The organism is Enterobacter cloacae complex sp. IR5459 (assembly GCF_049238005.1).
GTDB classification, from domain to species: Bacteria; Pseudomonadota; Gammaproteobacteria; order Enterobacterales; family Enterobacteriaceae; genus Enterobacter; species Enterobacter hormaechei_C.
This window is the reverse complement of record NZ_JBMKIG010000021.1, coordinates 1-21926: the sequence shown is the minus strand read 5'-3', so window position 1 is coordinate 21926 and position 21926 is coordinate 1. Positions and strand designations below refer to the sequence as shown.

The 21926-nt window shown below is 47.6% G+C and carries 20 protein-coding genes and 3 pseudogenes; 11 read left to right on the top strand and 12 right to left on the bottom strand.

The annotated features are described in order from the left end of the window. Positions 1-45 precede the first annotated feature (45 nt). Positions 46-615 carry a hypothetical protein gene (locus ACOTX4_RS24580; protein ID WP_048221193.1) on the top strand — a complete coding sequence of 190 codons (570 nt, stop codon included), beginning with the start codon at positions 46-48 and terminating at the stop codon, positions 613-615. On the opposite strand, the gene ACOTX4_RS24575 is transcribed toward ACOTX4_RS24580, so the two are convergent. Continuing rightward, positions 609-1306, bottom strand: a protein-coding gene (locus tag ACOTX4_RS24575; RefSeq protein WP_223822560.1) for an IS1-like element IS1B family transposase whose coding sequence is annotated in 2 segments (ribosomal slippage) — positions 609-1057 and positions 1057-1306 — 699 coding nt in all. Because the reading frame shifts where the segments join, the coding sequence is not laid out codon by codon here. The genes ACOTX4_RS24580 and ACOTX4_RS24575 overlap by 7 nt on opposite strands. Before the next feature lie 550 nt (positions 1307-1856). Here ACOTX4_RS24575 and ACOTX4_RS24570 point away from each other — a divergent pair. Then, a complete protein-coding gene (locus ACOTX4_RS24570) occupies positions 1857-2225 on the top strand; it encodes a hypothetical protein (RefSeq protein WP_000831397.1) in 369 nt (122 codons plus the stop codon). Positions 2226-2282: 57 nt separating this feature from the next. Next, a pseudogene (locus ACOTX4_RS24565) lies at positions 2283-2417 on the top strand (hypothetical protein); the annotation flags it as partial. 23 nt (positions 2418-2440) lie between these two features. On the opposite strand, the gene ACOTX4_RS24560 reads toward ACOTX4_RS24565, so the two are convergent. Further along, positions 2441-3138 (bottom strand): IS1-like element IS1A family transposase gene (locus ACOTX4_RS24560; RefSeq protein WP_103215986.1). Its coding sequence is split into 2 segments (ribosomal slippage): positions 2441-2889 and positions 2889-3138, totalling 699 coding nucleotides; the frame shifts between segments, so codons are not numbered across the junction. Positions 3139-3187: 49 nt separating this feature from the next. On the opposite strand from ACOTX4_RS24560, the gene uvrB reads away from it, so the two are divergent. Further along, a complete protein-coding gene (uvrB, locus tag ACOTX4_RS24555) occupies positions 3188-5104 on the top strand; it encodes an excinuclease ABC subunit UvrB (RefSeq protein ID WP_421635462.1) in 1917 nt (638 codons plus the stop codon). 301 nt (positions 5105-5405) lie between these two features. Here uvrB and ACOTX4_RS24550 read toward each other — a convergent pair whose 3' ends face one another. The 4 genes and pseudogenes from ACOTX4_RS24550 to vapB all read right to left on the bottom strand — a co-directional run bounded on the left by ACOTX4_RS24550 (position 5406) and on the right by vapB (position 7748). Further along, on the bottom strand, positions 5406-5672 hold the full coding sequence (locus ACOTX4_RS24550) for a flagellar transcriptional regulator FlhD (RefSeq protein WP_000699996.1): 267 nt from the start codon (positions 5670-5672) through the stop codon (positions 5406-5408). Between the two features lie 48 nt (positions 5673-5720). Further along, on the bottom strand, positions 5721-6434 hold the full coding sequence (locus tag ACOTX4_RS24545; protein ID WP_000139428.1) for a GNAT family N-acetyltransferase: 714 nt from the start codon (positions 6432-6434) through the stop codon (positions 5721-5723). A gap of 686 nt (positions 6435-7120) precedes the next feature. Next, positions 7121-7518 (bottom strand): annotated as a pseudogene (locus tag ACOTX4_RS24540) (type II toxin-antitoxin system VapC family toxin). Next, positions 7515-7748, bottom strand: coding sequence for a type II toxin-antitoxin system VapB family antitoxin (gene vapB / locus ACOTX4_RS24535; RefSeq protein ID WP_032140383.1), 234 nt, complete (start codon positions 7746-7748; stop codon positions 7515-7517). The pseudogene ACOTX4_RS24540 and the gene vapB overlap by 4 nt, the downstream one beginning before the upstream one ends. Positions 7749-7818: 70 nt before the next feature. On the opposite strand from vapB, the gene ACOTX4_RS24530 reads away from it, so the two are divergent. Both ACOTX4_RS24530 and ppl read left to right on the top strand, forming a co-directional pair. Continuing rightward, entirely contained in the window at positions 7819-8649 is an 831-nt protein-coding gene (locus ACOTX4_RS24530; protein ID WP_001270901.1) for a hypothetical protein, read from the top strand. Positions 8650-8800: 151 nt separating this feature from the next. Then, the gene (gene ppl / locus ACOTX4_RS24525) at positions 8801-11488 is read left to right on the top strand and encodes an anti-phage protein Ppl (protein WP_000215804.1); all 2688 of its coding nucleotides are present in this window, start codon (positions 8801-8803) and stop codon (positions 11486-11488) included. Between the two features lie 169 nt (positions 11489-11657). Here the strand turns inward: ppl and ACOTX4_RS24520 are convergent, their stop codons facing one another. The 4 genes from ACOTX4_RS24520 to ACOTX4_RS24505 form a co-directional block, all read right to left on the bottom strand. After that, the gene (locus tag ACOTX4_RS24520) at positions 11658-13487 is read right to left on the bottom strand and encodes a hypothetical protein (RefSeq protein ID WP_001217270.1); all 1830 of its coding nucleotides are present in this window, start codon (positions 13485-13487) and stop codon (positions 11658-11660) included. Between the two features lie 206 nt (positions 13488-13693). Then, positions 13694-13831: a hypothetical protein gene (locus tag ACOTX4_RS24515; protein ID WP_007372357.1), complete on the bottom strand. Its 138-nt coding sequence runs from the start codon at positions 13829-13831 to the stop codon at positions 13694-13696. Positions 13832-14008: 177 nt separating this feature from the next. Beyond that, positions 14009-14338 (bottom strand): hypothetical protein, encoded by a 330-nt coding sequence (locus tag ACOTX4_RS24510; RefSeq protein ID WP_022646501.1) that lies wholly within the window; start codon positions 14336-14338, stop codon positions 14009-14011. Positions 14339-15232: 894 nt separating this feature from the next. Further along, positions 15233-16168 carry a hypothetical protein gene (locus ACOTX4_RS24505; protein WP_000151478.1) on the bottom strand — a complete coding sequence of 312 codons (936 nt, stop codon included), beginning with the start codon at positions 16166-16168 and terminating at the stop codon, positions 15233-15235. A gap of 178 nt (positions 16169-16346) precedes the next feature. On the opposite strand from ACOTX4_RS24505, the gene ACOTX4_RS24500 reads away from it, so the two are divergent. Together ACOTX4_RS24500 and ACOTX4_RS24495 are read left to right on the top strand one after the other, a co-directional pair. Continuing rightward, positions 16347-17174, top strand: a complete 828-nt coding sequence (locus tag ACOTX4_RS24500; protein ID WP_000981293.1) for a ParA family protein — start codon at positions 16347-16349, stop codon at positions 17172-17174. Beyond that, on the top strand, positions 17174-17458 hold the full coding sequence (locus ACOTX4_RS24495) for a hypothetical protein (protein ID WP_000032260.1): 285 nt from the start codon (positions 17174-17176) through the stop codon (positions 17456-17458). Before ACOTX4_RS24500 ends, ACOTX4_RS24495 begins: the two co-directional genes overlap by 1 nt. Positions 17459-17633: 175 nt before the next feature. Here the strand turns inward: ACOTX4_RS24495 and ACOTX4_RS24490 are convergent, their stop codons facing one another. Next, positions 17634-18329 carry a hypothetical protein gene (locus ACOTX4_RS24490; protein ID WP_000778342.1) on the bottom strand — a complete coding sequence of 232 codons (696 nt, stop codon included), beginning with the start codon at positions 18327-18329 and terminating at the stop codon, positions 17634-17636. Between the two features lie 530 nt (positions 18330-18859). On the opposite strand from ACOTX4_RS24490, the gene ACOTX4_RS24485 reads away from it, so the two are divergent. After that, positions 18860-19483 carry an RES family NAD+ phosphorylase gene (locus ACOTX4_RS24485; RefSeq protein ID WP_001071437.1) on the top strand — a complete coding sequence of 208 codons (624 nt, stop codon included), beginning with the start codon at positions 18860-18862 and terminating at the stop codon, positions 19481-19483. A gap of 30 nt (positions 19484-19513) precedes the next feature. Here the strand turns inward: ACOTX4_RS24485 and ACOTX4_RS24480 are convergent, their stop codons facing one another. Continuing rightward, positions 19514-20191 carry a hypothetical protein gene (locus ACOTX4_RS24480; protein WP_000182008.1) on the bottom strand — a complete coding sequence of 226 codons (678 nt, stop codon included), beginning with the start codon at positions 20189-20191 and terminating at the stop codon, positions 19514-19516. A 464-nt stretch (positions 20192-20655) separates the two neighbouring features. On the opposite strand from ACOTX4_RS24480, the gene ACOTX4_RS24475 reads away from it, so the two are divergent. Beyond that, positions 20656-21420 (top strand): tyrosine-type recombinase/integrase, encoded by a 765-nt coding sequence (locus tag ACOTX4_RS24475; protein ID WP_000174662.1) that lies wholly within the window; start codon positions 20656-20658, stop codon positions 21418-21420. A gap of 19 nt (positions 21421-21439) precedes the next feature. Continuing rightward, positions 21440-21826 (top strand): annotated as a pseudogene (locus ACOTX4_RS24470) (hsdR); the annotation flags it as partial. Between the last annotated feature and the right edge of the window lie 100 nt (positions 21827-21926).

Sequence of the window (21926 nt, the reverse complement as noted above, 5' to 3'; positions counted from 1 at the left end):
GGGCGAAATGCGCCTGGTAAGCAGAGTTTTTGAAATGTAAGGCCTTTGAATAAGACAAAAGGCTGCCTCATCGCTAACTTTGCAACAGTGCCGGACATAGATCCAAAACAAACCCCGGACGACGCAGCATATGCCTGGAGTAACATTGTAGACGACGCCAGAAGTAATCAGGCGGTACCGGCATTGTCCTTGTATTCAGGTAATCACTGGTCTACGGCAAAGGAAATTTTAAACTCAACCAGAAATCTGGAGTTGTGGATAATCTCTGCCGGGATGGGTTTTTTAAATTGTAGAGATCGGGTGCCCTCTTACGAGGCGACATTTCATCAAGTACCATTCAGGCATGATCTCTGGTGGAAAGCCATCACAAAATCACTAGGAAAGCATAACCGTTGCGCAACTATAAGCCAGTTAATGCAGTCCAGTCCGAATGATGAATATTTGATTGCGGCTTCGCCTGTTTATATTGCTGCTGTCCAGAATGACATCCTGAAGGGCATTGAGAGTTTGACTCATCCTCTTACGCAACTAACGATCGTGACATCAGGGGCATATGCTGGCCCACTTGAAGAATACTTAATTAAGAGTTCTTCGGTAATGACTCCAACTTATTGATAGTGTTTTATGTTCAGATAATGCCCGATGACTTTGTCATGCAGCTCCACCGATTTTGAGAACGACAGCGACGTCCGTCCCAGCCGTGCCAGGTGCTGCCTCAGATTCAGGTTATGCCGCTCAATTCGCTGCGTATATCGCTTGCTGATTACGTGCAGCTTTCCCTTCAGGCGGGATTCATACAGCGGCCAGCCATCCGTCATCCATATCACCACGTCAAAGGGTGACAGCAGTCTCATAAGACGCCCCAGCGTCGCCATAGTGCGTTCACCGAATACGTGCGCAACAACCGTCTTCCGGAGCCTGTCATACGCGTAAAACAGCCAGCGCTGGCGCGATTTAGCCCCGACGTATCCCCACTGTTCGTCCATTTCCGCGCAGACGATGACGTCACTGCCCGGCTGTATGCGCGAGGTTACCGACTGCGGCCTGAGTTTTTTAAATGGCGGAAAATCGTGTTGAGGCCAACGCCCATAATGCGGGCGGTTGCCCGGCATCCAACGCCATTCATGGCCATATCAATGATTTTCTGGTGCGTACCGGGTTGAGAGGCTGTGTATGTGAACTGTAACTGCCATGTTTTACGGCAGTGAGAGCAGAGATAGCGCTGATGTCCGGCAGTACTTTTACCGTTACGCACCACCCCGTCAGTAGCTGAACAGGAGGGACAGCTGATAGAAACAGAAGCCACTGGAGCACCTCAAAAACACCATCATACACTAAATCAGTAAGTTGGCAGCATCACCCGCTGCCGCAGACACTGGCGGAGTGCCGGATATACGCAGCACGGAGTATCTGCTAATTTCTGATGCCATGTCTTAACCCGGTCGTTATTTAGTGTGATGGTGCCAGTAAAATATTTGATGACGTTAAACGTAATAGACCTGAAAAAGAAACCATCACTTTGCAGGTTGTAATAAACGGGGGGCGAGTGTTTTCGTATTTGCTTTCAGTAAAAACCAGACTCCCTGTATACAAAATCATTCATATCATTTTTTAAAAAACGATTTTACTATCTTTATATCGAAAGCAGGTCACTCCCTTTCATTCTATGGCCAGCACACACCTGACGAGCCGGCTTACCCGATTGTAAATATCTGGCACTGAACAGGATGAGTCTGCCTCCTGTAAGGATAATTGTTCTAACTTTTAATGGCTAAGTATGTTCTAAGTATTTCCGCGTAATGTTATGACTACGCCAAAAGACGAATATAAATTACACCAACCAGGAGTAACACACCATGAAACGCACAATTTTTTTTGCCCTTTCTACATTTTTACTGGCAATGACTGCCAGCTCTGTATACGCCAGTACCGAACACACCGGTATGTCTGACTTACGGGTTCAGAAAACCGCTAATGCCAGCTACTGTAATCCAGGTTCACATCGTTGCGAGGCCCCTTTTACTATTGGCCGGGATAATATTGCAAAACCAGACGGGTCAGATAAAAACTACTGTAATCCGGGATCACATCGTTGCGAGGCCCCTTTTTCTACTGGCCGGGATAATATTGCCAAGCCAGACGGAACAGACAAAAACTACTGTAACCCTAACTCCAGAAAATGTAATGCACCTTTCACCACCGGACATGATAATATTAATCAGTAAGAGATTTTAGCTGGTCAATAACAAATACAAATCTGCTGAGCTCGCCAGGGATGTTCTATGAATACGAAATTACAGGCATCGTTAGTCAAGGTGCCTCAGATTACCCTTACGTTCTGGATAGTCAAAATAGCAGTAACCACTTTGGGTGAGACCGGTGGGGATGCTGTTTCAATGTCCATGGGGATAGGCTACGCCGGCAGGGTAATGACTCCAACTTATTGATAGTGTTTTATGTTCAGATAATGCCCGATGACTTTGTCATGCAGCTCCACCGATTTTGAGAACGACAGCGACTTCCGTCCCAGCCGTGCCAGGTGCTGCCTCAGATTCAGGTTATGCCGCTCAATTCGCTGCGTATATCGCTTGCTGATTACGTGCAGCTTTCCCTTCAGGCGGGATTCATACAGCGGCCAGCCATCCGTCATCCATATCACCACGTCAAAGGGTGACAGCAGGCTCATAAGACGCCCCAGCGTCGCCATAGTGCGTTCACCGAATACGTGCGCAACAACCGTCTTCCGGAGCCTGTCATACGCGTAAAACAGCCAGCGCTGGCGCGATTTAGCCCCGACATAGCCCCACTGTTCGTCCATTTCCGCGCAGACGATGACGTCACTGCCCGGCTGTATGCGCGAGGTTACCGACTGCGGCCTGAGTTTTTTAAGTGACGTAAAATCGTGTTGAGGCCAACGCCCATAATGCGGGCTGTTGCCCGGCATCCAACGCCATTCATGGCCATATCAATGATTTTCTGGTGCGTACCGGGTTGAGAAGCGGTGTAAGTGAACTGCAGTTGCCATGTTTTACGGCAGTGAGAGCAGAGATAGCGCTGATGTCCGGCGGTGCTTTTGCCGTTACGCACCACCCCGTCAGTAGCTGAACAGGAGGGACAGCTGATAGAAACAGAAGCCACTGGAGCACCTCAAAAACACCATCATACACTAAATCAGTAAGTTGGCAGCATCACCGCCAGACTGATAGCGGGAGTCGAAGCAGGAGCGACACATCAGACACTTCAGGGGATAACCGGTTCGGGTAAAACCTTCACCATGGCGAATGTGATACACCGTTTGCAGCGCCCTACATTAATACTGGCTCCTAACAAGACGTTAACCGCACAGCTTTATCTGGAGATGAAGCAGTTTTTCCCAGAAAATGCTGTCGAATACTTCGTTTCTTACTACGACTTTTTTCAGCCAGAAGTCTATATCCCCGGAAGTGACCGCTTTATCCCGAAAGATTCCGCTATCAACGATCATCTTGAAAGGTTACGGTTATCTACGACCAAGGCATTGATTGAACGTCAGGATGTGATAGTCGTCGCTTCCGTCTCTTCGATATACGGATTAGGTGATCCGGACGCATACAGAGAGATCCAGATCCCGGTATACCCGGGACGACAACTCGCCCAGCGGGAGTTAATTCATCAACTGGCACGTCTGCAGTATGCCCGTACAGACAAAACTCTGGGACGGGCGATGTTCCGGGTTCGCGGTGACGTTATTGATATATTCCCTGCCGATTCCGAACATCAGGCCATCAGGGTCGAACTTTTTGATGATGTTATAGAATCCGCAAAATGGATTGATCCTGTCAGTGGGAAAATTGCGGGCGACATTGAACATTATTTAATATCACCCAAAACACTCTTTGTTACACCGACCGCAAAAATACCCTCAGCCACCAAAAGCATTCTTACTGACATGGAGAAACGGGTTGCTGAACTTAACAAAGCAAATCGTCTGATAGAGGCTGAGCGCTTATACGAACGCGTCAACAATGATGTTGAAATGATCCGTGAACTGGGTTACTGCTCAGGTATGGAAAACTATTCCTGCTATTTCAGCGACAGAAATCCGGAACTCCCACCGACAACGCTGCTGGATTACCTGCCAAAAAATGGCCTGCTCTTTGTTGATGAATCGCACGTAATGGTCCCGCAAATCTCAGCCATGTACAGTGGCGATCAGAGTCGCAAGGATACTCTTATCGATTTCGGCTTCCGTCTGCCCTCCTCAAAAAACAATCGACCCCTGAGTTTTGCTGAGTTTGAGAAGATTAAGCCCCAGACTGTCTTTGTTTCCGCAACCCCAGGTAAATATGAATTGCAGAAATCAAAGAAAAATGTTGTTCAGCAAATTATCCGCCCCACCGGTTTACTGGATCCCGAAATTGAGGTCCGAAGCAAAGACCAGTGTGTGGAGAACTTACTTGAAGAAATCCGTCATTGCGTCAACAGAAACAATCGTGTCCTGGTGACAGTGCTGACCAAAAAGACCGCAGAAGAACTGAATGATTTTCTGACAGAAAATGGGATCCTGTCCCGATATCTGCATTCTGATATCAAAACAGATGAAAGACAGGAAATTATCAATGGATTACGGGCCGGGGAATTTGATGTCTTAATCGGCATCAGTCTGCTGCGTGAAGGACTCGACATCCCTGAAGCCTCACTGGTCGCGATACTTGATGCTGACCATGCAGGTTTTTTACGTTCATCACACGCACTTATTCAGATGATTGGACGTGTGGCACGTAATGTGGAGGGTAAAGCCGTACTCTATGCAAACAGGATCACTCCGGCCATGAAACAGGCGATGGATGAAACGCACAATCGCAGGGAACGTCAGATAGCCTATAACCTGGAACATCATATTAAACCAGTGACTTCAGTTCGTAAGCGGAGTACTGAACAGGATGAAAGCGTCTATCCTGCCACTCATACAGAGGCATTCTGTTCAACGCTATCAGAGTTGTGTGAAAGAATTACTGTTAAAGAAAAGCAATTACTGGCGATCGAGAATTCAGGTGAGGAGAAGGATATAGAAAAATTAAGAACAGAACTGAGTGATTTGTATCGTCAATTTATATTCATGTAACAGCATCATAAAAATCATCCTGTATTAATCAGGATGATTTTTATACACACAATACTTTCCCTCTTGAAATCCGTATTCACAGGAATTACTTTCCGTGCTTCCAGTAAGGAGTAGTTCCGATTTCATCGATAATAAAATCAATAAAATCAATAAAATCAATAAAACCCCTTACTTTATATGACATGTTTTTTTGCGGATAAATAATCCAGATCGCTGATTCATTGGGGTACATACTGAATTCCCAGTCCGGAATAAAAAAGAAGAAAATGGTCCGTAAGATGTTAAGTAAATCCTGCTGAGCTCATCCCATTCCAGTGGACTGACTGAGTAATACATCTATCTGGTGGTGATCCCTGAGTCTGAGTACGGTAATCAGCTCCGGACGTTCAGCAAGACGAACCAGTTCGGGCAACGACAACTGCAGGAGTTTATCTCCGGTACACTTGTCGATACCTAGCCGAAACAGGGCTGTGTCTTCGTAATGATTCAGAACCCGCTGGGCAAGCAATAAATAGGAAAGATTGTGATGCCAGATTTGCCTCTCAATCTCTGCATTCATTATTTTCATTCAGATTCTCCCTTTTTCCAGTAACGTCTGGGGGCAATAACAAAAGAGTCAGGGCTCTGTTGTCGCCAGGTAATGCCGTAAAGGATGTATTTGATGTCCCCGGTCATCGAAGTTGACAGTTCTAAGCCAGATAGTTATCGCACTGGATATTCTTTCCCATTCATCCTGAATGATTGAATACATTACAACGTCCACGCTCCTTGATTTAAGTATTTGTTTATTACGCAGTACACCCTCTTTCTGGAACCCTAATCTCTCGGCAGATCTCATACCCTGAGAGTTGAGCCTGTCGGTTTGCCATTCACAGCGACGATATTTAAGCACATCAAAAACATATGATAGTATCAGGAAAATTGCTTCTGTACTGACTGAAGTTCGTTTGATAACTGGAGTAAGATGTACGCCTCCTATTTCTGCTACGTCATTTTTATTGTCGAGGTTATACAGAGAAAGAGTTCCCACAGCATTTTCTGAATTATTTTCTATAATGGCGTAATGATATACTCCCTTCTGTTGAATGAGTTGCTGAATATAACTGTGGGTTGCCTGTTTTGTCGGCGGTCTTTCATCCGGAAGATAGGTCCAGTCACGTGAATCCTCTATACTGTGCCATCCCTGGAAGAGGTCATTCCCGTGACGGGTGGACAGCAACTGCAGAGTGCAATAACGCCCTGGTAATTGGCGCAAATCAGGTAATGAAAGAGTGACGTCATCGTCAAGGTGACTGCCTATATATTGACCGAAATTATTTTGCTCTGTCATATTCTTCTCCTTAAGAAACGTAAGGATAACAATGAGAAGTTTCGGCGTTTATTTTAGATATAAGCAACTGAAATCTTAACGGTATGTACCATATCAGATGTATCCTGAGAAACATCATATATTAACAATAGCATATATTGCGTTTGTATCAACGCTTATATTCATTTTGAGAACATGTTCGCAATTAGTTAATTATCTCGAAGTAACGGAAATATGTCAGATATTATATTGTGATTATTATTGTGTGGGTATTAATGATGTTGTTCATTATTTAAACAAAAAAAGACTGAGGGACCGTTATCCGGAAAATGTTGTATCGCCAGGAGGATAAAACAGGACAAGTTTAGCAACATACGAGAAAACCGCAAACCAAATGAAAAACCGTTTTGGCAATTTCTGAATGAATCAAGAATTGCTCCCTGACTCACCGATCGTCAGCGTTTCCCGAAGGAATCTGATTCCGTCTGATATTTCTTAAGGATAAGACCAAAATATGAAAAAAGGGAAGTCAGGATGACCTCCCACTAATTGCCTGAAAACCTGTATTTTATACATTACTGGATGTTGAAAACACTGAGCGAACGCAAGGCATGATGTACGCGTGCTGTTCTGTTTCCAGTGCTGGATTCATTGATGGCGCAACCACCTCTGCCAGTCAGTCTCACATAACTACATACCAGGAACCGCTAGTTAACCCAGTCCTCAGGTACCAAGGTCGATATCCTCTCAAACTCCAGCGCATTATTCGTCACCAGCACGGCACCGGCGACAATTGCGTGCCCGGCGATAGCTATGTCGATCGGGGTGCCAGCGAGGCGCAGCACCAGTTTAATCTCCGTGGTCGCATCTACCGCTGCGCAGTCCCAGGTCAGAACGGCACACAGAACGCGTCAACCAACTGCTCGCGGGGTGGGGAGGCCTTCGGACCTGTGGCGCCAAAGCGCATCTCGGAGTAAGTGATAACCGAGACCACGATACGCTGGTCACGCAGCACCGCCGGCTCCAGGCGCTTCAGCACCACTTCCGACTGCTCGCGCATGATGAACGAGCAGATGTTGGTGTCGAGCATGTAGATCTTGTTCACAGGTCAAATCGACCTTCATCGCTGACAACGTCCCCACGTTCCACCATAAAGTCCGGTTCGGCTTTTTCAAGCTGCGCGAACGAGCACCAGGTCGGCCGGACGGGACGCAGGATGATACAGTCCCCCTCCCGAACAATCTTCAGCTCGCTGACGCCCTCAAAATCCAGATCGCGAGGCAGACGGATGGTTTTGAGAAAAACATCGGGTAATGTACGCCAACTGGAATTTATCTCGCTACGTTACCGACAGTTCTGGCTCTGGTATGGATAATGAGTCAACTGAGATTTCGGAGAAAAAAAGATGCGTTATACCCGAACCAGCACTGCAACTGATGTCACTGATACACTCAGACAATACCAGGCTGACTTGCTGACAGGTCCTTGCTGGATGTCGGTATGGCCACTGATAGAGCGGCTACTGAGTCGTGAGAATGAAATGCAGTCGGTCTGGCAGAATATTGCCCGTCAGGCGCTAACCTGGCAGCAATGCTATTGTCTTCTGGAGCAAATCATACTGGCGGGCCGTTTCAGTAGACCTGATATCGTTTCCCGATTGAAAGAGGATTATCGCCAGCTTGAAGAACTGAACCGGACTATCAGTAAGGAGGCCGGTGAACTGGCACAGAAGATATTGGTCCGAGATGCGATCCTGAACCGGAACGCATTCACACTTGAGAGAACCACGCACATCGTGGAACTGATGGAGATGGCTGAAGATAATGATGGGCTTTACCGTTATTATCTTCATGAAACACTCGATGGCCTGACCTGTCGTTATGACGGAAAATACTGGCCGGGACTCCCTGGCGTCCTGCAGGTTATAGCAAGGGAGCACCCGGAAATTGGATGTCTATCAGAAAGCGATCGGGCCATCATTAACGGGCGCGGCAAAATGCTCCCCGATTATCTCCGCGAATTATTCAGTAGCATCGAGAACGTCAGGCAGGGTCCATGGGGTCTGCCGAAAGAATTTACGTTGACGGACAGTAGCCTGGCTACGCTGGCCACTGTAACACTGGATCATACTGAAGTGTTCTCCGCTGATACGGTAAAAGTACGCCGGAGTGAATTCAGCAAAAGAGGAGAGCGGGGAGCATGGCCATTTAAGCCACTGAAGGCAGTCGATATGTAGACCCCCGATGTGGACGAAGGTCTTATTTGCCTTCTGACTTTTCCGCCAGACCGACTGAAGTTCATGCCAACAGCAATCATAACGGTTACTGAATTACCAGGTGAATGCTTCTATAGTGGGATTACCTTAGGCACCACATGGAAAAGAAACAATGACGGTAGGATCACGCTGGTTTAAATTTGATTTTCATAACCATACCCCGGCCTCAGATGACTACAAAGTCCCAGATCTCCAGCCCCGGGAATGGCTGCTGGCTTACATGCGGCAACAGGTCGACTGTGTTGTCATCAGTGACCATAACAGTGGGGCATGGATTGACGTGTTGAAAGCGGAACTGGCGAACATGTCCCGGGACGCCAGTTCCGGTGAACTGGCAGACTTCCGGCCGCTGACTTTGTTTCCCGGTGTGGAGCTCACGGCCACCGGCAACGTTCATATCCTCGCCGTGTTGCACACCCAGAGCACCAGTGCCGAGGTGGAACGGCTACTGGCACAGTGCAACAACAACTGTCCTATTTCGCGTGAAACCCCCAACCATCATCTTGTGCTTCAGCTGGGACCCGCGGGCATTATCAGTAATATCCGTCGTAACCCGGAAGCTATTTGTATCCTCGCACACATTGATGCGGCGAAAGGCGTTCTGACAAGCCTTACTAATCAGGGGGAACTGACGGCCGCTTTTCAGTCAAATCCTCATGCAGTGGAGATCAGACACCGGGAGGAGGAGATTACGAACGGGACTCACCGGCGTTTAATTGCGGATTTGCCATGGCTTCGGGGATCAGATGCGCACCACCCTGAACAAGCGGGAGTGCGCACCTGCTGGCTGAAGATGTCCGAGCCTGATTTTGACGGTCTCAGGCACGCATTACTCGATCCGGAAAACTGCGTGCTGTTTGATGATAATCCACCGGAGGCACCAGCTTCACATTTGCGCAGCCTGACATTCAGGACCCGTCTTTGCCAGCCGGCAGATCAGTATGGAGCCTCCGTTGAGTTTAGCCCGTTTTACAATGCGGTGATTGGCTCCCGGGGCAGTGGTAAATCCACGCTTATCGAAAGTATTCGTCTGGCCATGCGAAAAACCGAAGGGCTGACTGTGTCTCAACGCAACAAGTTGAACCAGTTTAGTCAGATGGGGATGGGCATGGATGCGGATTCTTTCATCGAATGTGTGTTCCGCAAAGAAGGCACAGATTTTAGGCTCAGCTGGCGACCCGATGGTCGTAATGAATTGCATATTTTCAGCGAAGGTCAGTGGGTGCAGGACAATCACTGGTCACCAGATCGTTTTCCCCTCTCAATATACAGCCAGAAAATGCTCTACGAACTGGCGTCAGACACAGGGGCATTCCTGCGCGTCTGTGACGAGAGTCAGGTAGTCAACAAACGCGCCTGGAAAGAGCGCTGGGATCAACTGGAAAGGGAATACCTGAATGAGCAAATAACGCTGCGTGGTCACCTGGCCAGCCAGACGATCGCAGATAAACTGCAGGGGGAGTTGTCTGATGCTGAACGGGCCGTCAGTCAGTTGCGGTCGAGCGCTTACTATCCGGTTTGCACCCGCCTGGCCACGGCTCGGGCTGAACTGTCTGCAGCAACGCTTCCTCTGGAGCATCATGAACAGCATGTCGCTGGTCTGAGGGCGCAGGAGAAAGAGCCAGTACAAGTCCCGGAGCTCCAGGTGGAGCCGTCTGCGACACTGACAGCATTTATGACGCGTCTTTCTGACGTACAGCAAAAGTATGACCAGCGTCTTGACACACTGTTGTCGGACTATGCCGCGGAACTCAGTACCATTAGGCAGGACCCCCCTCTTCTCGCACTGGAAGAGGCGGTGCGTAACCAGGAGGAAACTGTACAACGTGAGGCCATGGTGCTACGAGAACAGGGACTCAATCCGAATGTCCTCGATGAGCTGATGACGCGCTGTGAGTCGCTGAAGTCGGAACTGAGAAATTACGCCGATCTTGACGGGACGATCGCGGCCTCAGCAGCGAGATCCACAGGATTACTGGCTGAAATGCGTAACCACCGGATGGTATTGACGGAAAAGCGGAAGGCGTTTCTGTCCTCTCTGTCTCTCAGCGCGCTGGATATTAAAATTCTGCCGCTCTGTGCCCCACACGAAGACACCGTATCTGGTTATCAGGCGGTAACCGGGATCGGCAACTTTGCCGATCGTATCTATGATGATGGTGACGGGAGCGGGCTGCTTCATAGCTTCATCAGCTTGCGCCCGTACAGTCCGCTACCGTCGGCAACGGAAAACAAATATCTTGCGCTGGATACGCTTAAAGCTCTGCATCTTGCCATCCATCGCGAGGAGCCGGGAGCAGGGTCAGAGCTCCACGGAGCTTTCAGAAATCGCCTTAAAGGTCTGAATGATGCGCAACTGGATGCCCTGCAATGCTGGTATCCGGATGATGGGATCCACATTCGGTACCAGACGCCCGGAGGAGGGATGGAAGATATTTCCTCTGCCTCACCGGGACAAAAAGGGGCGAGCATGTTGCAGTTCCTGCTGTCATATGGCACCGATCCCCTCCTGCTGGATCAACCAGAAGACGACCTGGACTGCCTGATGCTGAGCATGAGCGTGATCCCTGCCATCATGGCAAACAAGAAACGCCGACAGCTGATTATCGTGTCGCATTCTGCCCCAATAGTGGTCAATGGTGATGCGGAATACGTTATCAGTATGCAACACGACCGCTCTGGCCTGCACCCGGGGCTTTGTGGAGCGCTTCAGGAGACGCCGGTGAAGGAACTGATTTGCCGACAAATGGAGGGAGGGGAAAAAGCATTTCGTTCCCGCTATGAGCGGATACTCAGCTGATAAACGGCACCATCCCTGGGACAGAGAGACATGTCAGAAGAGTGGCACCTGCGTGCCGCTGAGTATCTGAAAACCCGAACATAGACCCCGATCAGGCTGCCCCAAGAGTTTGATCGGGGCCTATGAGGCCGATGAGTTACCCTTTCTTCTGACAGTCTTCTCCTGAGTGTCAGTGGTGGGCATTGAGCCATGCTATCAAACGAGCATCGCTACGGGAAAGCGTCCCGTTTTTCAACTGATTATCAATGGCTGTGTATACTTTCTTTTCCGTGATCCCGTGAAGGGGGTTCAGTTCCCTGAAAACTGACTCACTGGTAAACTGGCACCGGGTAAATGCCTCCTCAGCGGTGCTGACGGTTGGGTGGATCACCACAATATTAAACAACGCGCTGATTGTTGCCCGCAGATAGTGTTCAAGGTTCACCGTCAGCAGGTCAATGTGCGGGCTGGTACCTGCATTGTGCACGATGGTATTTCTCAGCAGATACAGGCGGTGAAGATGTCGGGTGACTTTCTCGGCATGTTGCCCCAGTTTATCCGCCATTTTCTCGGGTGACGCACAGATCCCGGCAAGCTTACGCACCCGATACATGACATAGGGAAAGTGCTGTAAATCTGTCTGAAGTTCACGGACCCGGTCCGCATCTTTAAGAAGGGCATAGAGTTGCCCCAGCGGAAGTGAAGCGATCTCCGGTGTGCGCAAGGGGTGCCCTGGCTCTCGCAGAATGAAGCGCAGAACTTTTCTTAGAGAAAACAGTTGCTTAACAACATAGTCCAGCACCATACAGGGAGCCACAACACCGATGACATGCTGTTCATGTGATGGTGTGCCAGGGGCAACTCCTAGCGTTAATGATTCAAGCGCCGACCAGTAAGCGGTGAAACGACTCTCCTGAACTTGGCTTTCAATGCCGTTACGGAAAAACCGAAATGCGGAGCTGATTTTTTTACGGGACACATCCGGTGTATCCGTGAACAGTCGGTTCATCGCCACCATAAAGCGCGCAAACTCCTCGTCCGTTAACCGGTCCGCGTTTGCCTCGATTTCATTATCGAAGCGCGGCACTTCTGTTTCGTCTTCATCCCTGATTATCATGAACTGTTTCTGGACGGTGATATCTCCCTTACCTACCATGTAGGCAATGACATCCAGGGATTCACGAAGCATCTGACCGGCCATGTTACGGGCAGATGTGTCAGACATTGAGCAAACCGGTATATCGACTGAGAGGGAGAAGCGTTGTCGGGCTTCATCAAGTGGCATGAACACACATCCGTTGAACTGCAGTGTGGGTCCTTGCGTGTTAAGTAGGGTGTGCAGTTTCTCACTGGTAATAAACATCCGAACAGTCACGTCCCGAGTAGGCGTTACCAGTTTCTGCCGGAACGAGTGAAAGGCGGCCCGGAAAGCGTTCGGTTCAGTACTCACATTCCTGAAAATATTGATGTACAGCAGGTAACATTCCGTCAGTGTCATACCCCGGGTGAGGAGTACACTCATCACTCCGTTTGTCAGTGAGTAAATATCCCGTGCATGGTGTTCATCCAGAGGGGGCCATGCAAACAGTTCCTGTTCAAGCATCTCAAGAGCCTCAGTGATATAACTGGCCTCGGTGATATCCGCCAGTTGTACACATAGGCTACAGATAAGACGAGGACGCTTTTCCACCGGGCTGCGAGTGGGGTCAACCAGCAAATCTCTGTCCAGAAGAGTCACCAGTTGAGCGGGGATGTCCTCAAATGCTTCTCTCCTGAGAACTTGATCGGTCTCGAGTAACTCGAGCAGTTCAGTGGCCACCCGGAGTCTTTTTTTATCGGCACTGAAACGATCTTCCATTTCGTAAAGAAATAGCAGTTCGCGGATGGTGCTGAGTGGATTGCTGTATCCGACCCGGTCAGTATCCGGGCTGTTTTTATGGCAGAAGTTGGACCAGCATTCAATAAAATAAAGCTGACGCTCGGTGAGTACATCCCTGCTCAGACGTCGGTCGATACGCATAGGTCTGGAAATCTCTTGTACAGTGAGTTATTATTTATTCATACCATATTTAAACCATCTGCCGCCATGCGGGGGATGTCACCGAAAAAAACGGCTCTCCCTTCCGTCAGTGGCTCAGTCCCGGGAAGGCTCAGGGCCTCATATCCAGAAAGCCACCCTTGCGGGTGGCTTTTTTTTCAGAAGTCCGGATGGTCCAGTGCAGGCAACTACCTGGCGACCCGGATGATGTCCGCCTCCCGCCAGAACAGTGCTTCATTCATGTACCAGAACAGGTGGCGACGGAAGACATTTTGCTGAGGACGTTCCCGACCAGCCTGCTGCACACGCAGTGAAAGCCAGGGCACACCCATCCATCATGATGGGTTGGAGATTGAACATTCAGTCATCTCAGGCAGAGTAAACCCGGTCTCTGACAGAACGCCTGTGGGACGTTTATTGATGAAATTCATTCTCTTCCCCATTTATATTCCCTGCTGACCCTACAGAAAACTGAAAGGAAGTCATGAGACAATCATGAAGGTTTAAGGCTGGCTGTCCGTCAGCATGACTGAATAGTGAATACCTTGTGGCAGATTGATTGAGAATGGTTTATTCAGTGTAAGCGGGATGGTCTTTGGTGCAATCGGTATTGTCCTGATACTGTCTCCTACCAGGCGAGCATTCACGTATCGCTCGTGATCATAGTAATTTATCTCACCACTGATCTCGGCCGTTCTGCTTTTTTCACCCGGAGACAAATCAATATACATCGTCGCTGCGGCAAATTTTCTGTCCAGCTCAGAGGTGAATGCTTTTCCAGGCATCGGTCGAAGTGCATACAGTATAGCGTTATGTGTATTGTCTTGTTTCATAAGGCTGTCCGCAGTTACGGTAATTATGGTTGCCCCTGATACTGGCGACTGCATTTCCGTTCTGAGGTACTGCGCACTGTTTTCTGATGGCACGGCACTGCATCCCATCAGCGAGAGGCATAAAACAGCGAGTCCTGTCATTCTGTTCAATTTAAATGTCCTTTATCCATTATCAATAATTGGTGGTCGCTCTGTCAGTATCGGCATGATTCATAAAATGTTGATACTGTTATGCCTGGACCCGAAAGATACGAAAGGCGAAAACTATCTTGCTCATAAGATAAATAGTGCTAGTTACCACTGCTTTGGCTGGAATGACCCCACGACAGAAGACAATTTATGTCCTCACGAAGAGGCCTGTTCGAAGATCTTCGAACTGAGGGCGCGGAGAAGGCTGCGACGATTCAACATTATCTGTAGCAATTCAGTTTCAGAGCAGATGTGCAAAACATTTTTCAATAGACAGCAAAACCGGAAATGTAACTTTCCATAAAATCAGAACACTGATTAACCCAATCTCCGGAGATTCACATGCCTTTCTCTGATTTTCTGAAAATCATTCAGAAGTTTCAGTGTGCAACTGTGCTGGAAAAAGTACTGATGCTGCTGTTTGTAATTCTGATCATTGTGCAACAGGTGATCGATACGTTCTGCAGTCGATAAGACCCGGCCGGTAAGAAAGCGGGGTTGGATTAGACGGGTTTCTTACACGCCGGTCACAGCCAAGTGTCCTGCCGGAACGACAGGACACAGCCTGAACACAACGGGATTTCTGGCAGAATAACCGTAACACCCACCTCTTTCTGCGGAGCGCCATCTATAGACATTCTTACGGAAAAAAACGACACCTGATGGACAGGTACCGAAGGGTTAAACCAGCCAGGCTGATTAGAGTTATGGGAGTATTAGCTTCGTTTCGTTTGTTTCAAGCAGCTGTACTTGTTCGTCAATCCACTGCCCTGCAACAGCAGCTTCACTGAAATCTACTACCGGGTTATCTATCAGTTTCTGAAGGAGCTGTTCAATACGATCTATCCGGTAATGGAGATCACGCATTTCGGCTAAAAAATCAAATTGCTCCTGGTGAAAGTGAGTGTACTCGAATTTCAACCGGTACCGGCCGTTATGATAATTAACCTGTTCCTCTGTGTGTTGCCTTGCCTTACGAACTTCGTCAGCCAGGAATGTGTCAACATCACGTGTTTCTAACTCTCCGCTAAGGCGCTGCAGGGCAGGAAAGTGGTCAGGATAACAAAGGGCGAAAGTAATCATCATTCCCTCTAAAAAATGATCCCCTAACGTTTTATTAATCCAGTCCTTCAGCCACTTGCAATGCCTTTGCAGCGTAGGATCTGCACCTACAGAGACTGGCTCATAGGCCGCTCGAGCGATAATATGGAACAGAAGCGCTACGCAGTACATTTTGCCTTTCGTGCTAACCTGAACGCGATCATCGTATTTGAGATTATATGGGTTGATGTTGGGCATAACATCATGACTGTAAACCAAAAACTCAAGCGACTCATCCATGACCTTCTCAAAACGCTGGCTGCGATTGTTTCTGTCACTGATAGAGCCGGCCTGATACCACCGGTCCGAAAGCTGTCGGTATCGACGGTAATAGTCATCCTCTTTTTGCTGAATAAACTGATTCCGGATCTGGGCGTCAATCCGACGTGCCAGACCGGAGAAATCGGGTAGGACAAATTTCTCTGGTTCATTTTTCGGAGATATAAGTGCTATGAATTCAGAAACCTGCATGTCTTTACTCTGAGGTCCATAACGTTTTCCTGACATGCGAGTGCCGATGAAAAAGCTTTCAATCGTCATAACTTACCTTTCAGTGTCTATTCAGAAATTTTAAGTGTGCACTAACTATTCCATAAAACTGCATATCAAGACAAAATATCAATCAGTATAAAAATACTTTTGTATTACATTTGTATTGCCAATGTGTGCGTAATGGATTACAACTACTCCTGACTGATAAACATAATCTGGAGCCGTTATGATGAACAAGCTACAGGAACGATATGCTCGCATAATTGCGATAATGAACAATAAAGGTGGTCCTGGTAAGACCAGTTCGGCTACCAATCTGGCTGTTCACTATGCCAGATCAGGGAAGCGGACGCTGTTGATTGACTCGGACCAGCAGGCCAATACGACAGAAGTCACCGCAAATGGTAAAAAGTACTATTCCATGTATGGTCCAACTATTTGCGATCTCTACAGCAATTCTCGATTTGATATCCGCGATGTCATCATCCCCGCGATGGCCGGTGATGCTCCTATCCCTAACCTGGATCTGATTCCGTCTGACCCGACGTTCGAAAAAATTATTGAACAGACCCTTACCCGCAGTCACCGCGAAAAAATCCTGGGCCGTCATCTCGAGAAAGTTCGCACTGAATATGATTACATCATTATTGACTGTGCACCTGGGCTCAATATCGCAACCGGCAATGCAATTTTTATCGCCGATCATGTTCTGGTACCTGTCGATGGCGGGAGTTTTTCTCTGAGTGGTCTTGAAATCATGCTGGACTATATGGATGAGATCTCTGAGGAAGATTATGCACGCTTCAGTGTATTCCGGAACAATTACAATGGTGCAAATAAGAAAATAAACACTTATATCGAAACCGCCCTGGGCTCGCACGAGAGAATTTCTCCGAGACTATTGAAAAGCCGGATTCGTACTGATCAGGCCATAGTACAGTCTCAGGTGGCTTGTCTTCCTCTGTACTACTACCAGAAAAGTGCAATGGCTTTAGTGGATTACGGCAAACTTGCCCGTGAGCTAGAAGAAATTATCAGCAGTGAGGCAGCATAATGTCTAAAGAACTTGTTCGACCTATAATGGAAAAACCTGAACGGGCCAGAAAAGAAAGTAGCCTGACTAACATTGCGGCTAAAAAGAAAAATACGACAGGCGAAACACCAAAAACTATACGCATGACACCTGCGGAAAAGATGCTGGCGCAGGAACTGGTTGAGCAGATCCAGGCACTTACGCACAAGAACATTACGGTTTCCACATTACTTCGTGCAGGGCTGTACCTTGCTCAGTCAGCAGGACCAGAAAAAGTTCTGAAGGCGATTAAAGAGAACATTTAGCAATACAAATGAAATACATTTGTATTTCATCTTCAGACATCTTTCCTGCTCAGTCTGGCCTGCGGGATCAGCAGGCCATCTTGTCCAGTTGCTTAATTATCTCAAGTTCTTCTTTAAGCAAAACAGGGTACTGATGGGTACAGGATTTTAACATTAAGAACTGGCGATTCTGTCTTCATTTTTCGTGTATTTTTGAAGGGAGCCCTTTAAAAGCGTCTTCCCAGTAGAGTTCCCTTTCCTCATCATTAACAACTTTACTCATCCATGATTCCGAACGGTTCCAGCGAGCAGCAACTTCCTTCATGGTCCAGTTTTTTTCTTTTAATAATTTTTTAATCGTCTGAGTTGATAATCGGGCATTACTCCAGTTTTCAAGAGACTTTCTGGAAACATGAAAATCAAATTCAGGATATGTCTCTTCAAGTTTTTCTTTAGAAATAAAAGACCAGTTAGGTTCCTGGTACTGGTTGAAGTGAACCAGACTATATCGGTCATCCTGGGTTATGCTGATTTGAGATTCGTAATGTTCTACCCATACAGAATTCTCACGAACATACTCAAACAGAATTGATATCACTTCTTTACTTTTACGTTCCTGTGATTTAAATAAATCAAAAATCCCTTGCTGATTCTGTATTTTAATTGCACCGTCATTAATGAGTGCATTCACAGCTGATGCCCGTACACTCTCAACAGCATTGGTAATTGAAGTGTTATAATAATTTAACAACTGAGCACAGAAAAAAATTATCTTCCCGTTAACGATCTGAACTTTTAAATAGCAAAATCCCTCATCATCCCAGAAGGCTCTGAACTGCAGAGGAAGATATGTTTTTTTAAACCCTTCAATCAATCTGACACTGAGCTTCATCTTAGACTCCAACTGATTTTATAATGATAAATTGAACTATAGTTCAATATTTGTCAAATCAACGTGCAAACTGATGTCGAAAGAAGGCTGATACCTGTGGGAGATATTTTGATGCGGTAACAACCAGGACGGTCAGGATTTCTCACTCAATAGAATGAGTAACAACGCCAGCCAGAACCGGTAAAGACTGTAAGTGCATATCATCGGCACCGAATACAAATGAATTACAAAAGTAGTTCATTTGTATTCGGCGTAATTTCACTTAAAAGCTAATTAAATGTTCAATTCTTCAGCCGGTATTACACGGAAACCTACCAAAATTAGTTGGTTATATCATTTAGTTCATCCTTTACCGATCGTTCTAATACATCCAGCGCCAGGTGATGTATTATCAACTCAGTTGTCAGCTTAACGGGCAACTACCTCACGTTACGTCTGGATAACAGGCGCAACACACACGTAAATCTGAGAGGAATTCCACATGGAAACTCAAAGAATTCGATATATAAACTTTACAGAAGGAATCATCCATGAACCAATTTACAGAGGACCTACATAATGTAGTAGCTCAAATCTTAGCCGGCGCAGAAATCTCTGATAGTGAAATTTTCAAAGAATTAACTATTGAACCTGATTTTTACAAGGTGCAGGACCAGTATTACGGTGGAAATGGTATCTATTTCAACTCTGAATCAGAAACCCGCTTTTCACTGCGTAGCAAATCCAAAGGTGTATTGTATCTGGCCACCACGGCATTTACAGGGCTGAAAGAGTTTTATCAGGATGCTCCGCTTGTTGAAACTGAGGATCTTGAGAAAAACTGTATGGCGGTAATTCAGGCAGCACGCACAATCAAGATTATTGATTTAGCTGCCCTGGCGCCCCATCTGAAAACTCCGTTAGGTTATTTGATGGGCTCTAAAGCTGTCTATGAGGATACTCAGTGGCTGGCAGAAGTGCTTTCTCATTATGCTGATGGTATTGAATATTTGTCTCAACACACCGGCAAAACCTGTATCGCGTTGTGGTCTGACACCGTTGATGGAAACGGAATGCTGAAGAACATCTCAGTCACTCCGTTAATCCAGTTCAGTCTCAACGGACAAAGTACGCAGGCGATCTTAAAATCAAAGCTGGGTATTCTTACTCTCTGAGATTAAAAATGGGCCAAAAGGCCCATTTTTTTACATGGTATGGTTGGTACCAAAGTTTTCTGCCAGGATTCTGAAGTGGGTCATCTCTTCAGGCGTAGCGCCACGGCGCAGCGCGTCAACAATAGAGACATGTGTTTCAGTTCCCGGAATATCAACTTTACGGGTAAAGAAGTGACATTTCCGCACAGCACTGACCTTGTGTTTAATCAGGGATAATAATTCCGGGATGCCGGCCAGCATACCGCCTTCTGAATTATTCTCACGTGTGCAAAACTGAAATACCGGGTAAAGGTTTTCAGAACCCCATTTAATCTGAATAACTTCACCACGGTTTCCTCTTTTATGCAGGGTTGGCGGCGTGGTTGCCAGTATTTTTATAACGGCCGTTGATTTATGCACTCCGCCTGAATTCTCCAGCGACTTAAGAAATACTTCTCTCGCTTCAGCAAGATCTTCCTGGGCCTGTTTTTCAGGTGTCATGGTATTAATTAATGTCTGCAGCTGAGCCTGATTCTTTAATTCAGCCCAGAATGTTTCATCCTGCAGCGTGAGCAGTTCCAGTAACTTCTCGTGGGGCAGTTCATGCAGTGCTTCAACGAACTTGCTTCCCACATTCTGAATGCGGGTCTGCAGCAGCTGGATTTCAGTTTGCTCACGGTTTTTGAGGTGAGCACGGGCTTTATTAGGTGCATAACTGATGTTTGTCATAGTCGCCTCGTCTCGGGTGTTTAAGATTTCCATGACTTAAGAATACACAAAATCTTAAAGAAGTGCAATTTTTGTACTTCCTGCATTCCCTGCAAAATCTGCATTCCGATTTCCGCTATTTGAGGAAAGGTCGCCCAACTGAGGGCAGTTTGTCACAGAACACAACATACAGCCCTTCCCTCCCCTTCAGACCCCATCATCCAGGCAAAAAGGATCCTTTTTCGATCCTTTTGCGATCCCATACTCTCCTCACGCTAAAATATTTGTTTCTGATTTATGGTATATATCCAGAAAGCGGAAATTCAGTGCACACCGCTCTGCGGGTTTTTTCCGTGGCAGTCGCGGTCGCGAGCAACGAAAATGACAGCAGAATTTCATCAGATTGCGCTACGTGAAAAATGGCAGGGTTGCAGGGGTGTAACCCGACAGAATTTACGTAGCGTGAGCGGACCAACGGGGACACCATGACTCTGCCCTCTTTTATTAACGCCTCCCCTGCCCTGCCGGCGACAGGCCAGTCGGCTGGCCTGGACTACGGCCGCGCGCTTTCGCTACGCGAAATGGCCCGGCACTACACCGAGCTGCCAAAATATCTGCTGGCTCCGGAAGTGGCCGGACTGCTGCACTTTGTTCAGGACTGGGGTCAGCACGCTTTTTTTAATACGTTATGGAATACCGGGGCACGCCTGAACGAAGGCCTTGCCCTGAGACGGCGTGACTTTCACCTTAACGAGAGCATTCCGCATGTCGTTCTTCGCACCGCCAAACAGCGGCGTGCCGGCGGCGGCCGTCCGCGTAAGGGAAAAAGTGCCAACCGGGTGGTGCCGTTATCGGACCCGGCCTATGTCGATGAGATGCGCCGGCTGTTCGCCAGCACGAAGGAGCAGTTTGAAGATGATCCGATTACAGGCGAACGTCGCGCGCAACCGGTGTGGAATGTTTCCGACCGGACGGTGCGTAACTGGCTGGTCCGGGCTACTGATGCCGCGGATCGTGACGGCGTCAGACTGAGCATCGACGTCAGCCCCCATACCTTCCGGCACAGTTTTGCAATGCACCTTTTATATGGCCACGTTCACCCTAAGGTACTCCAGGGTCTGCTGGGGCATGAGAAGTTTGAGAGTACTGAGGTCTATACGAAAATATTTGCGCTCGACGTGGCTGCCAGTCAGCAGCTGCGCTTCACCCTCGATACACAGGATGCGCTGCAGCTACTGCGTATAAAATAGATAACCAAGTTGAGTTCCCATGAAAAAAACCAAATACAGATTTGAGAGTGATGACGATCCCTTTGTATCTAAAGATGTTTTGACTCTGATCGACAACGGACTTGTGTTTCTGGATAAGGCGCGTGAAGAATTGCAGGACTCCATGCCCAAATTTTCGATTGTCAGTTTCTGGACAGCGGTCGAGATCCTGCTGAAGGTACCTTTGTTACATGAGCACTGGAGTCTGGTGTGCTCCGGCAGGAAAATAGAGCGAGCAAGGTACCTTGCAGGTGATTTCCAGTCGGTGACATACGATGAAACATGTCAGCGATTAGCTGATGTTCTGGAACACCCTCTTCCTAAAGAAACCATCGACGTATTCAAAAAAGTCAAAGACCATCGCAACCGGGTGGTTCATTTTTATCATTCCGATTGGCACTGTTGCAAATAGTCGGTGGTGATAAACTTATCATCCCCTTTTGCTGATGGAGCTGCACATGAACCCATTCAAAGGCCGGCATTTTCAG

Coding starts and splice junctions, on each gene's coding strand:
- ACOTX4_RS24570 (WP_000831397.1), top strand. CDS start 1,857: ATGAAACGCACAATTTTTTTTGCCCTTTCTACATTTTTACTGGCAATG.
- ACOTX4_RS24550 (WP_000699996.1), bottom strand. CDS start 5,672: ATGAAAATAATGAATGCAGAGATTGAGAGGCAAATCTGGCATCACAAT.
- ACOTX4_RS24545 (WP_000139428.1), bottom strand. CDS start 6,434: ATGACAGAGCAAAATAATTTCGGTCAATATATAGGCAGTCACCTTGAC.
- ACOTX4_RS24530 (WP_001270901.1), top strand. CDS start 7,819: ATGCGTTATACCCGAACCAGCACTGCAACTGATGTCACTGATACACTC.
- ppl (WP_000215804.1), top strand. CDS start 8,801: ATGACGGTAGGATCACGCTGGTTTAAATTTGATTTTCATAACCATACC.
- ACOTX4_RS24520 (WP_001217270.1), bottom strand. CDS start 13,487: ATGCGTATCGACCGACGTCTGAGCAGGGATGTACTCACCGAGCGTCAG.
- ACOTX4_RS24510 (WP_022646501.1), bottom strand. CDS start 14,338: ATGAAACAAGACAATACACATAACGCTATACTGTATGCACTTCGACCG.
- ACOTX4_RS24505 (WP_000151478.1), bottom strand. CDS start 16,168: ATGACGATTGAAAGCTTTTTCATCGGCACTCGCATGTCAGGAAAACGT.
- ACOTX4_RS24500 (WP_000981293.1), top strand. CDS start 16,347: ATGATGAACAAGCTACAGGAACGATATGCTCGCATAATTGCGATAATG.
- ACOTX4_RS24495 (WP_000032260.1), top strand. CDS start 17,174: ATGTCTAAAGAACTTGTTCGACCTATAATGGAAAAACCTGAACGGGCC.
- ACOTX4_RS24490 (WP_000778342.1), bottom strand. CDS start 18,329: ATGAAGCTCAGTGTCAGATTGATTGAAGGGTTTAAAAAAACATATCTT.
- ACOTX4_RS24485 (WP_001071437.1), top strand. CDS start 18,860: ATGAACCAATTTACAGAGGACCTACATAATGTAGTAGCTCAAATCTTA.
- ACOTX4_RS24480 (WP_000182008.1), bottom strand. CDS start 20,191: ATGACAAACATCAGTTATGCACCTAATAAAGCCCGTGCTCACCTCAAA.
- ACOTX4_RS24475 (WP_000174662.1), top strand. CDS start 20,656: ATGACTCTGCCCTCTTTTATTAACGCCTCCCCTGCCCTGCCGGCGACA.